Source organism: Tropicimonas isoalkanivorans (assembly GCF_900112335.1).
GTDB lineage: Bacteria > Pseudomonadota > Alphaproteobacteria > Rhodobacterales > Rhodobacteraceae > Tropicimonas > Tropicimonas isoalkanivorans.
The window spans coordinates 220,810-232,658 of record NZ_FOLG01000002.1 but is presented as its reverse complement, the minus strand read 5'-3'; the positions used below and the strand labels follow the sequence as shown (position 1 = coordinate 232,658).

Here is an 11,849-nt window from a genome sequence, read left to right as displayed (position 1 = left end):
CCATGCACCTGTCGTTTTTGGCAGCATTTCTGCCGCTCTGCCGGATTGCCAACTGTGATCTCGGTTGCTTTAGTAAACGTCAACAATAGCGTCGCGAACGAAAGTAACGCGGGACACGTCCGACAGGAGCTGCCTTGAACGCGCCAGCCGCCAAGCCCTTTGTCGAATTCGACAGGGTACAGAAGAGCTACGACGGGGAAACTCTCGTCGTGAAAGACCTCAATCTCCAGATGCCCAAAGGCGAGTTTCTGACGATGCTCGGCCCATCGGGTTCGGGCAAAACGACCTGCCTGATGATGCTGGCAGGCTTCGAGACCGCCACCCACGGCGAGATCAAGCTAGACGGAAAGCCCATCAACAACATTCCCCCGCACAAGCGCGGTATCGGGATGGTGTTCCAGAACTACGCTCTTTTCCCCCACATGACAGTGGCCGAGAACCTTGCCTTTCCGCTCGACGTGCGGGGAGAGCCGAAGAGCGACCGCGAAGCCCGTGTCCGCATGGCGTTGGATATGGTGCAGATGGGCGCATTTGGCGCCCGCCGGCCCGCGCAGCTTTCGGGCGGTCAGCGGCAACGCGTTGCTCTCGCGCGGGCCCTCGTCTTCGAGCCCGAACTGGTCCTGATGGACGAGCCCCTCGGCGCGCTGGATAAGCAACTGCGCGAACACATGCAGTTCGAGATCAAGCACCTGCACGAGCGCCTCGGGATCACGGTGGTCTACGTCACCCACGACCAGACCGAAGCTCTGACGATGTCAGATCGTGTGGCGGTCTTCAACGACGGCCGGATCCAGCAACTTGCCCCGCCGGACGAGCTTTACGAGCGGCCGCAGAACAGTTTCGTGGCCGGGTTCATCGGCGAGAACAACCGCCTGGAGGGCACGGTCGAGGCGATCGAGGCGGACAAGGCCGTCGTTCGGCTCAAGTCCGGCGAGATCATCGACGCGACCCCGGTGAACGTCACGCAGGTCGGGCAGGACACGCTGGTCTCGATCCGCCCGGAACGCGTGGAGTTCAAGCCGGAGTACTTCGATCCGGGCGCCCATACGATCGAGGCCGAAGTGCTTGAGTTCATCTACATGGGCGACAGCTTCCGCACTCGCATGCGCGTGGCGGGGCACGACGACTTCGTGATGAAGTGCCGCAACATGCTGGGGCAGCAGCGCCTGGAACCGGGACGAAAGTTGCAGATCAGCTGGCACCCGCAAGATGCCCGCGCGCTCGACCCGATGTGAGCTTTCGGGCCGTTAATGACGGGCGCGGTGCATAACCAATAAAAACCGTCCAACAGGGAGACGACGATGAAGAAGACCTTGATACTGACCACAGCCTTGATTGGCTTGGCCGTCGGCGCCTCGGCGCAGGAACTGACGGTCATGAGCTGGGGGGGCGCCTACGGCAAGTCCCAGGTCGAAGCCTACCACAAACCCTTCACCGAAGAGACCGGCATCAAGGTCATTTCGGTCGACGCGGACAACCCTGCGACGCCGATCAAGGCCCAGGTCGAAGCCGGCAACGTCACCGTGGACGTGGCCGATGTGGAATACGCTGACGGCGTACGCCTTTGCGACGAAGGGCTTCTGGAAGAGATCGATCCCTCGATCCTGCCAGATGGATCCGACGGCACGCCGGCTATGGACGATTTCCTGCCCGGCGCGGTGACCGATTGCCTGGTGACCTCCATCGTCTTCTCGACGATCTACGCCTACGATTCCACGGCCTTCCCGGACAATCCGCCGAGCACCATCGCCGATTTCTTCGACCTGGAGACCTATCCGGGCAAGCGCGGCTTGCGCAAAGGCGCCAAGGCGAACCTCGAAATGGCGCTGATGGCCGACGGCGTGGCGCCTGAGGAAGTTTATGGCATGCTCGAGACCGACGAGGGCGTCGACCGCGCTTTCGCCAAGCTCGACGAGATCAAAGACCAGGTCGTCTGGTGGGAAGCCGGCGCTCAACCGCCGCAGCTTCTGGCCGATGGCGAGGTCGCGATGACCACCGCGTACAACGGCCGGATCTTCAACGCCGCCGTGGGAGAGGATCAGCCGTTCGTCACTGTCTTCGACGGGCAGATCTACGAGTACGATGGCTACGTCATTCCCAAGGGCGCGCCGAACCTCGATCTGGCGCTGCAGTTCATCGCCTTCGCGACGGAGACCGAGCAGCTCGCCGAGCAGGCCAAGTGGATCAGCTACGGCCCGGCCCGCAAGTCCTCCGGCCCGCTTGTCGGTCTCTATCAGGACGGCAAAACGGAGATGGGCCCGCACATGCCCACCGCCGAAGACAACCTGAAGAAGGCGCTGGCCTCTGACTTCGAGTTCTGGGCTGACCGTGACACGGAGCTGAACGAGCGCTTCAACGCCTGGCTGGCCGGCTGACCGCCCGCTCCTGAACCCGTCCGCCCCGGGCCGCGCGCTCGGGGCGGATCCCTGCCAAACCGCGCCGCTTCGCGCCGCACAGCCTAGCTGGGACACCGCATGACCGACGCCGTTGCCGCAGCCGCCCCCACGACCCGAGCCACAGATGGCAGGCTTACAACGGCCGACGGAAAGCCGCTGAAGGCCGCGCTCGCCCGCGCGCAGGCCCGTAACAAGCGCCGCGCCTTCTTCCTCGTTGTGCCACTGCTGCTCTTCGTGGTGGTCACGTTCCTGGTGCCTATCGGCCAGATGCTGTCGATGTCCGTCAACAACTCCGCGTTCTACTCGTGGAAAGACCGCGACACCGGCGACACCATTCCGCTCATGGTCGATCTGCGCGGCTGGTTCAACGAAAATGAACCCGGCACGGAGCCGGACGAGGCGGCCTATGCAGCCCTCGCCGCCGGCCTTGCCCACGCGCGGGATATCAAGGCCATCGGCCAGATCGGCACCCGCATCAACTACGAGGTCTCCGGCACCCGTTCGCTCTTTACCGGCACGTCGCGAAAGGCCGAGCGTATGGAGCCGCCCTACAAGGAGGCCATACTGGACGCCGACGAGGAGTGGGCCGACCCGGAGATCTGGGCTGCGATGCGAAGTGCCTCCAAGGCCTTCACGCTCGACTTCTACCTCGCCGCCCTGGACCGCACCCGCGACGCGGATGGCAACATCGTCAAGGTCGACGAGGAACGCGCCGTCTACATCCTGCTCTTCCAGCGCACCTTCGTCCTCTCGGCGCTCATCACCCTGATGACGCTGATCCTCGGCTTTCCCATAGCGCACCTGCTCGCGACACTGCCGCTGCGCCATTCCAACCTGCTGATGATCCTCGTGCTGCTGCCGTTCTGGACCTCACTGCTGGTGCGAACGACCTCATGGATCGTGCTGTTACAGAGTCAGGGCGTGGTCAACGACCTCTGGGTCGCCTCGGGGTTGATCGACGACGGGAACCGGCTTCAAATGATCTACAACCGCACCGGGACCATCATTGCCATGACGCACATCCTGCTGCCCTTCATGGTGCTGCCGCTCTACTCCGTCATGCGCCCGATCGACCCGTCCTACGTGCGCGCCGCCCGCTCGCTCGGAGCCACCTCGTGGACCGCCTTCCGACGGGTCTACCTCCCGCAAACCGTGCCGGGCATCGGCGCGGGTGGCCTGCTCGTCTTCATTCTCGCGGTCGGCTACTACATCACGCCGGCGCTGGTGGGCGGCTCCTCCGGCCAGCTCATCTCCAACCTCATCGCCTTCCACATGCAGAAATCGCTCAATTGGTCCCTGGCCGCCGCACTCGCTTCGCTCCTGTTGGGCGCAGTGCTCTTGCTCTACTGGCTCTACGACCGGCTGGTCGGCATCGACAACCTCAAGCTCGGATGATGACGCCGCCGCGCATCTTCTTGTGTCCATAAATATCCCGGGGGGTCCGGGGGGCTGGCCCCCCGGCCTCCACCACCGGAGACCGCCCATGGCCCTTCCAAGCTACGCTTCGCCGCTGGAGAAGATCTGGCACTACCTCTACCTCGTGATTTGTGCCCTGATCTTCCTCTTTCTTATCGCGCCGATCCTGATCGTCGTGCCGCTCAGCTTCAATGCGGAGCCCTATTTCACCTTCACCGAAAAGATGCTGTCGCTCGATCCCACGGGCTATTCCATGCGCTGGTACGACCTTCTGCTGACCTTCGGCATGGAAAACCCGGAAGCCCCGCGCGACGCGTCGTGGTGGGCCGACGCCTGGGCCAACGCCGCCTGGATCAACGCCGCCAAGAACTCGGTGATTATCGGTTTCTTTGCCACGATCCTGGCGACCTTCCTTGGCACGCTCGCGGCGCTCGGCCTGTCGCGGCCGGAGATGCCGTTCCGGCGCACCATCATGGCCATCCTGATCTCGCCCATGATCGTGCCGCTCATCATCACCGCGACGGGTCTTTTCTTTTTCTATTCCTCGACCGGCCTCGCCAACACCTACATCGGCATCATCATGGCCCACGCGACGCTCGGCATCCCCTTCGTCATCATCACGGTGACGGCGACGCTGGTGGGCTTCGACCATTCGCTTACCCGCGCCGCGGCCTCTCTTGGGGCGGACCCGACGACGACGTTCTTCAAGATCACGATGCCGCTGATCCTGCCCGGCGTGATCTCGGGGGCGCTCTTCGCCTTCGTGACGTCCTTCGACGAGGTCGTCGTGGTCCTCTTCGTGGCCGCGCACGACCAGCAGACGATCCCGCGCCAGATGTGGAACGGCATCCGCGAGCAGATTTCCCCGGCGATCCTCTCCGTGGCGACGATCCTGGTCGTCATCTCGATTGCCTTGCTGACCACGGTGGAACTTCTGCGCCGCCGGTCGGAGAAACTGCGTGGCGTCTCTCCTGGGTAAGCGAAGCGCAGGGGCGCGGCGGTCCGGCACCGCCGCAGCTGGATCAGTGCAGTAGCGTCAACCACGCCCAGGTGGTGAACAACGACACGGCCGTTCCGATCAGCACGGCAGACGCAACGACCCGCCGCGCGGTGCCGTACATGTTGGCGAAGATGTAGGTGTTCACACCCGGTGCCATGGCCGCCATCGTCACGGCGGACCGGAAACCGGCTTCCGGCAGGGACGACACCGTCCCGATAAACCACGTCGTTGCCGGGTGGATGAAGAGGGAAGCCAGGACGATCAACGCGATCGTCCGAAGGTCGCCCTCGGGGCGGTAGTGGCAGAGCACGCCGCCGAGGCCGAAAAGGGCGGCCGGAAGGGCCGCGCGGGCCATCAGATCGAGCGCATCGGTAAAGAAGACAGGAAGCGTCAAACCGGAGGCGTTGACCGCCAGCCCGGAGATGATGCCGAGGATCATCGCGTTGCGGAACATCGCCTTAAGCACCCGGCCGGGAAGCTGCGACAGGGTTCCGCCGCTGCGACGAGCGCGCGCGATTTCCATGGCGGTGATGCCGATGCCGTAGCAGTAGAGCGAATTGACCGAGATGATGACGAAGTTGCCTTCGGTCGCCTGCGGGCCGAATGCCTGTTCAGTGACGGGCACGCCAAGCAACAGGCCATTTGCAAAAAGGCCGCTGAATCCGATGGCGATGCTGTCCTCCCATGGGCGCTCGAACAGGAGGCGTGCTCCCAGCAGTGCCACCAGGAACGACAGGGTCGCGCCGCCGTAGTAGCTCAGGAAGAGCGACGGCGTGAAGGCCGCGCCGATTTCCAGCGTCGACATCGCGCGAAACAGCAGGGCGGGAATGGCGAAGTTCTGCGAGAACTTCATCAGCCCTTCGACGGCGCTGTCGGCAAAGAGATTGTAGCGGACGGCGACGTACCCGAAGCCGACCACGATGAAGACGGGAAGGATGGCGGCGAGAATGGCGAGCATCGGATCAGACCTCGTACCGCAGGACCATGCCGTCATAGGCGGGGCTGACATGGTCCGGCGTCTGCTCGGCGACCTCGGCGTAATCCATGTCGATATGCATGTTGGTGAGAACCGCGTGACGGGGCGCCGCACGGGCGATCCAGTCCAGCGCCAGATCAAGGTGGGCATGGCTCGGGTGCGGTTTGTAGCGCAGCGCGTCGATGATCCAACAGTCGAGCCCCAAAAGCTCGTCCCACGCGGTGTCCGGAATCTCGTTGACGTCGGGCATGTAGACAAGGTCGCCGATGCGGTAACCAAGCGCGTCAATGTTTCCGTGGCGGACGTGGATCGGCGTGAGCACAATGGGCCCGGCCTCGCCTGAAACCGTCACGACCCCGTTGACGGTGTTCATGTCGAGGATCGGTGGGTAGTCGGAACCCGCGGGCTGAACGAAGGCATAGCCGAACCGAGCCATCAGGGCGTCCTGCGTCGTCGGCGTCGCCCACACGGGCAGGCGGCTGCCGCGGTTGAAGACAACCATGCGCAAATCGTCGATGCCGTGCGTATGGTCGGCGTGGTCGTGGGTGTAGACCACGGCGTCGAGCACGCCGACGCCGGCAGACAGAAGCTGGTGGCGCAAATCGGGGGTGGTGTCGATCAGCACACGGGTCGCCGCGCCGTTGTCGAACCGTTCAACCAGGAGCGAGCAGCGGTGTCGGTTGTTCCGGGGGTTCGTCGGATCGCAGGCCCCCCAAAGGCCGCCCACGCGAGGAACGCCGCCCGAGGAGCCGCATCCAAGGATCGTAAAGCGCAGTTCGGCCATCAGGCGGCCTTTTCCCACGCGGCGGCCTTGGCGAAGAGGCGGTCGAAATTCTCCGTCGTTCGGGCGGCGAATTCCGGGTACTCCACACCAAACACCTCAGCTCCGACGCGGGCGGTGTGCGCGGTGAAGGCTGGTTCGTTTCGCTTGCCGCGGTGGGGTGGTGGGGCGAGGTAGGGCGAGTCGGTCTCCACCAGGATACGGTCGAGGGGCGCAGCGGCGAAGATATCGCGCAGCTCCTTGCTCCGCGGGAAGGCGGCGATGCCGGACATGGAGAGGTAAAAGCCCAGATCCAGCGCGGCCTTCGCCAAAGCGGCCGATGAACTGAAGCAATGCATTACGCACGCATAGGCGCCAGTGGCATGTTCCTCGGTCAGGATGCGCGCCATGTCGTCGTCCGCATCGCGGGCGTGGATAATGAGCGGCAGGCCGGTCTGGCGCGCGGCCTCGATATGGATCCGCAGGCTCGCCTGCTGCACTTCGGCGCTCTCGGCAGTGTAGTGATAGTCCAGCCCGGTCTCCCCGATGCCCACAAACTTGGGATGCTTCGACAGGGCGACCAATTCGTCCACGCTGGCGAGCGGCTCTTCCGCCGCGCTCATCGGGTGGGTGCCGGCTGCGTAAAAGATGCCCCCGTGCGCTTCGGCGATCGCACGCACCTGCGGCTCGAGCCGTAGCTTCGTGCAGATCGTCACCATCCGCGTCACGCCGGCCTCTGCTGCGCGGGCGACGATACCGTCGCGCTCCCCGTCAAAATCCGGGAAATCCAGGTGGCAATGGCTGTCGACGATCGTGGGGTGGGGCATTTGCTCGGCTCAAACTGGCGCGGGCAATCCCTCTTCGGCGCCCGCATTGATCTTGAGCACGGTATCAAGCAGCAGGGCAGCAGGGTCAAGGTTGACCGCCACGCCATGGCGAGTGCGTTCGCTCACAGTCTGTTGCAGCGCCGCCCAATGGCGGGCTGCGCCCAAATGGGGGCAGAGGCGGGACATCAGGGCAGCTTCGCCACGCGCGGCCTCCGGATCCGGGGGGCCGAGAACGCCGGTACGCGCCAGCCGGCTGAGGAACAGGTCTATCGTCTCCAACGCCTGATCGATGGTCACCTCACCCCCGCGCTGTCCCACGGCATTGCAGAAGGACAGCGCCCGGTCGCGGTCGATACCGGGGGCGGATTGGAACAGTGCGACAAGGTTTGCGTAGAGCGCCAGACCATCCTCGGAGATCAACCTGTAGGCCACGCCGACCGATCCTACGGCCAGTGCGGTGAGCGGCGACATGTCCTCCGGCAAGGTGGCTCCGGCGGCTGCAAGTGCGTGCTCCATGTCAGCAGGCGTCAAGGGATCGCAGCGCAGCGTCCGGCAACGTGAGCGGATCGTGGGCAAAAGTCGCGAGGGTTGATGCGACACGAGCAGCAAAACCGTGCGGGCAGGGGGCTCCTCCAGCAGCTTGAGGACCGCGTTGGCTGCGGACGGGTTCATCTCGTCGGCCGAGTCCACGATCACCACACGCCGTCCGCCATCCGTCGACGACATGGCGAAAAAGCCCTTGAGCTTGCGCGCCTCATCGACCGTGATCTCCTGCTTCAGCCGCTTCGCCTTGTCGTCCCACGGCCGGCGGAGCAGAAACAGGCGTGGCTCCGACAGGGCCTGCACCCGGCGGTTGACCGGATGCTCCGGATCGATGTCCAGCGTGTCGGGTGGGGACGGGGCGCCGAACAGACTGTCCTCGCCTCCCGGCTCCGGTGCTGTCAGCAGGAAACGCGCCAGTCGCCAGGCGAGCGTGGCTTTGCCGACGCCGCGCGGGCCGGTAATGAGCCACGCATGGTGGAGACGGCCGGACGTGTAGGCGTCGAGAAAGGCGGCTTCGGCGTGCTGCTGACCCACGAGGGCGAGGGTCTCCCGTGGATGCGGTGCACCTTCCAGGCGGTCGGGTTCAGGAATGTCGGCGCTCTCGCTCACGATGTCACCGGAGCGGGCAGGCGGGGCAGCGCGCGGGCCAGGACGTCCGCAGCCACCGCATCCGCCGGACGGCCGCCATCGATCAGGATAAAGCGCTCCGGATGGTCTTGGGCGAGTTCAAGAAATCCCGCGCGCATCCGGCGTTGCATACCCTCGCCAAAATCCTCAAAGCGTTCTTCGCTGCCCTGCCGCCCCTTGGCGCGGGACAGGCCGAGGGCAGGGTCCAGGTCGATCACGAAGGTCACGTCCGGCTCGGTGCCGATCATCATGTCATGCAGGCGATCCACTTGCTCGCGCAAGCCGTCCCGCCGCAGGCCCTGGTAAAGCCGCGTGCTGTCGGCGAACCGGTCGCAGATGACCACCTTGCCAGCCTCCAGCGCGGGCCAGATCCGCTTTTCCAAGTGATCCCGACGCGCGGCGGTGAACAGCAGGATCTCGGTTTCGGGCGACCATCGATCCGGGTCGCCCTCCAGCACCAAGCTGCGGATTTGCTCCGCACCCTCGGAGCCGCCCGGCTCGCGCGTCAGTTCGACCTCGAAACCCGCCGCAACCAACGCCTCGGCCAGCCGCTTGGCCTGAGTGGACTTACCGGACCCGTCGATCCCTTCAAACGTGATGAAGACCCCGCGCCGGGCCTCGGGCGCCGGCATGAAATCAGAGCCCCGCGGCCTGTCCGCTGATTTGCTTGAACAGCACGAGCGCGGCGGTGCGCACGCGCGGCAGGAACCCGCCCCGGGACACCGCCGTCTCCGCCGTCAACGGAAGCTCCTGGCGTTCCAGATCCGGCAGGTCCACGATCAGCGTGCCAATCTGCTGTCCCTCTGCAATCGGGGCGCGCAGGGGCGTTTCGTAAGTCACCTCGGCCTGGATCTCGCCTCTGACCACCGCAGGAACCAGCAAGTTCAAGTCTTCCGGCACGACCAGGCCGACATTCTGCTGCGAGCCCATCCACACCGGCACCGTGGCAAGGCGCGTGCCTTTTTCGGCGATGGTCTTGTGCACGAACTGGCGGAAGGCCCAGTTGACGATGCTCTCGGCTTCTTCCGCGCGTTCGGTTTCGTTCCCGAGGCCGGAAATCACGAAGATGATCCGCCGGTTCCCCTGTACGGCGGAACCGACAAGCCCGTACCCCGCCTCGGCCGTGTGACCGGTCTTCAGACCGTCGGCGCCAATGCCCAGAGACAGCAGCGGGTTGCGGTTGCGGTGGTTGGACGGCACGCGGCCGTCGTAGCCGAACTCGGGCATTCCGAAGTAATGGTAGTAGTCCGGAAACTCCTCGATCAGGCGCCGAGCCAGGATGCCCAGATCTTCCATCGACATCTTGTGATCCGGGTGCGGCCAGCCCGAAGCATTGACGAAATGGGAGTTCTTCAGCCCGATGGCCCGTGCCCGCTCGTTCATGAGCTTGGCAAAGCCATCCTCGGTCCCGGCCAGCCCTTCGGCCACCACGACGCAGGCATCGTTGCCAGATTGCACGATGATCCCCTGGATCAGTTCTTCGACCGTCGGGCGGTCCTTCGGCGTCAGGAACATGGACGACCCGCCCATCCCGGCCGCCTTGTCCGAGACGCTAAAGCGCGTGTCGAGCGTCACCCGGCCGTCGCGCACGGCTTCGAAGAGCATGTCGAGCGTCATCAGCTTCGACATGGATGCCGGAGGGCGTGGCGTCTCCGCGTTCTTGGACAGCAGCACGGTGCCGGTCGTTTCGTCCAGCACCCAGGCGGCGGTGGCGCGTGTCTCGAAGGCGGCGGAGGCCGCGTTGGCAAAGAGGCCGGCGGCAAGAATCAGCAGGGTGGCGAATTTTCTCATGATCGTATGTCTACCGCCTCAGCCGCTGACGGGATAGGCGTCGGCAAAGCCCAGATCCTTCACTTTCTTGAGCATGGACGTCCGGTCCGCTCGGGAACTCGCCGGGCCAACCACGACACGCCAGAATGTCTTGCCGCTGCTCTCCTGCTCAAACACCTTCGCGGTCACGCCGTTCTTTCGCATCGCATCGGCGGTGTTGTTCGCATTCTGCTCCACCGAGAAGATGCCGAGTTGCACGTACGGCTTGTCGATCTTCGGCTCGTTTGCCTGGCTTTCCGCGATCGCCTCGGGGGCAGCGGCCGCTTCGCTGGCAACAGCGGGAAGCGGCTCCGACGTCAGCGGCTCGTACCCGATCCCCGGTGTCGGCGCGGGTGCAGCCACCGGCGTCACCGTTTCGTTGCGCTTGAAGCGGCGGAACGGGTTCCACGACCGTTTCTGCTTGGTCGCAGTCTGGATCGTCGCCGGGTCTGCCGGTGCCGAGACCTCTGCGGGCGCGGCAGGAGCGCCGTCGCCTCCACCGATTGTCCCAGCGGCGATCGGTGCACCGAAGGCAACTTGCTCCTGGGCAGGCACCGCGGCCGGCTCGGGCGCAGCTGCCGGGGCGGGGATATCTGCGACAACAGCCTCCGTAACCGCCGGTTCCTCAATCGCCGGAGCAGCGGCCTCGGATTTGGCCTGCGGCTCTTCGCGGCGCAGCGCGGTGACATTGATTTTCGTGGGCTTGCCTGCAAGCAGGCCGAGTGCGGCAGCCGCGTCGGACGAGACCTGAAGCTTGGGTCCGGGATGCTCGCGCTCGCGCTTGAAAAGAGCGCCGATGACGAAACTTCCGCTCTCCTCGTTGCGTATGACGACCCGCTCCGGCTCCTTCACGTCTGGATGCGCGACCCAAACCCCACCGAGGGAGGGGCGCCCGTCCCAAAGGCCGGTATCTGACACCTGGAAGACTTCGGGCGCTTCGACGTCTCGTTCGACCAGCCGCCCGGCCGCTGGCCTCTCGGCAAAGGCCGTCGCCTCGCTCTCCGGTTTATCACCCCCTCCAGGCATGCCTTCCATGCATCCTGCGACGGGCAGAACCAGCAACGAAACACCAAGAAGCAGAGTCAGCCTGTATCTGTCCATTCTTGACCCCATTTTCCGCGCGTTCGCCGCGCTTGTCCGGGGCCGGCCAGACGACCCCACCGCTCGATTTTGGGCATGTTCGCCCCATTGACACCTCTTATACAGCGTGTTTGCCGACGAAGGAAGAGTCGAGACTCGCCGTGGCCGTATTGCGAGGACGTTGGCACACATCTCGGCTTCCAGAATCGCTCCGTAACGCGTATCCGAACGCTCCGGTCGGAGGCGTGGCAGAGCGGTTGAATGCACCGGTCTTGAAAACCGGCGTACGTGAAAGCGTACCGTGGGTTCGAATCCCACCGCCTCCGCCACTATCACCCTTTCGAACGCGTTCGGGCCGTTCTTGGAGTGGCGTTTTTCTCCTGTTTTCAAAGGCGTTTGCCGGTTGGGTGCGAAC

At 64.7% G+C, this 11,849-nt stretch carries 11 protein-coding genes and 1 tRNA gene; 5 read left to right on the top strand and 7 right to left on the bottom strand.

Features of this window, described 5'->3' with window-relative positions:
- Positions 1-134 precede the first annotated feature (134 nt).
- The 4 genes from BM075_RS05340 to BM075_RS05325 all read left to right on the top strand — a co-directional run bounded on the left by BM075_RS05340 (position 135) and on the right by BM075_RS05325 (position 4,791).
- Positions 135-1,235, top strand: a complete 1,101-nt coding sequence (locus BM075_RS05340; RefSeq protein ID WP_093359619.1) for an ABC transporter ATP-binding protein — start codon at positions 135-137, stop codon at positions 1,233-1,235.
- Positions 1,236-1,301: 66 nt separating this feature from the next.
- Positions 1,302-2,375, top strand: a complete 1,074-nt coding sequence (locus BM075_RS05335; protein ID WP_093359618.1) for an ABC transporter substrate-binding protein — start codon at positions 1,302-1,304, stop codon at positions 2,373-2,375.
- A 99-nt stretch (positions 2,376-2,474) separates the two neighbouring features.
- A complete protein-coding gene (locus BM075_RS05330; protein WP_093359617.1) occupies positions 2,475-3,791 on the top strand; it encodes an ABC transporter permease in 1,317 nt (438 codons plus the stop codon).
- 88 nt (positions 3,792-3,879) lie between these two features.
- Positions 3,880-4,791 (top strand): ABC transporter permease, encoded by a 912-nt coding sequence (locus BM075_RS05325; protein ID WP_093359616.1) that lies wholly within the window; start codon positions 3,880-3,882, stop codon positions 4,789-4,791.
- Between the two features lie 43 nt (positions 4,792-4,834).
- Here BM075_RS05325 and BM075_RS05320 read toward each other — a convergent pair whose 3' ends face one another.
- From BM075_RS05320 to BM075_RS24755, 7 genes are read right to left on the bottom strand one after another with little or no spacing between them, the layout of a single operon-like run.
- Positions 4,835-5,770, bottom strand: coding sequence for an AEC family transporter (locus tag BM075_RS05320; RefSeq protein ID WP_093359615.1), 936 nt, complete (start codon positions 5,768-5,770; stop codon positions 4,835-4,837).
- Positions 5,771-5,774: 4 nt separating this feature from the next.
- Positions 5,775-6,572, bottom strand: a complete 798-nt coding sequence (locus BM075_RS05315) for an MBL fold metallo-hydrolase (protein ID WP_093359614.1) — start codon at positions 6,570-6,572, stop codon at positions 5,775-5,777.
- Positions 6,572-7,375: a TatD family hydrolase gene (locus BM075_RS05310; RefSeq protein WP_093359613.1), complete on the bottom strand. Its 804-nt coding sequence runs from the start codon at positions 7,373-7,375 to the stop codon at positions 6,572-6,574. Before BM075_RS05310 ends, BM075_RS05315 begins: the two co-directional genes overlap by 1 nt.
- Positions 7,376-7,384: 9 nt before the next feature.
- On the bottom strand, positions 7,385-8,527 hold the full coding sequence (locus BM075_RS05305) for a DNA polymerase III subunit delta' (RefSeq protein ID WP_093359612.1): 1,143 nt from the start codon (positions 8,525-8,527) through the stop codon (positions 7,385-7,387).
- Positions 8,524-9,177, bottom strand: a complete 654-nt coding sequence (gene tmk / locus BM075_RS05300) for a dTMP kinase (RefSeq protein ID WP_093359611.1) — start codon at positions 9,175-9,177, stop codon at positions 8,524-8,526. The genes BM075_RS05305 and tmk overlap by 4 nt, the downstream gene beginning before the upstream one ends.
- A gap of 4 nt (positions 9,178-9,181) precedes the next feature.
- Complete coding sequence (locus BM075_RS05295) at positions 9,182-10,336, bottom strand: D-alanyl-D-alanine carboxypeptidase family protein (RefSeq protein WP_093359610.1); 1,155 nt, start codon at positions 10,334-10,336, stop codon at positions 9,182-9,184.
- An 18-nt stretch (positions 10,337-10,354) separates the two neighbouring features.
- A complete protein-coding gene (locus BM075_RS24755; RefSeq protein WP_245758749.1) occupies positions 10,355-11,455 on the bottom strand; it encodes an SPOR domain-containing protein in 1,101 nt (366 codons plus the stop codon).
- A gap of 218 nt (positions 11,456-11,673) precedes the next feature.
- Between BM075_RS24755 and BM075_RS05280 the strand changes: the two genes are divergently transcribed.
- A tRNA-Ser gene (locus BM075_RS05280) sits at positions 11,674-11,763 on the top strand.
- Positions 11,764-11,849 lie beyond the last annotated feature (86 nt).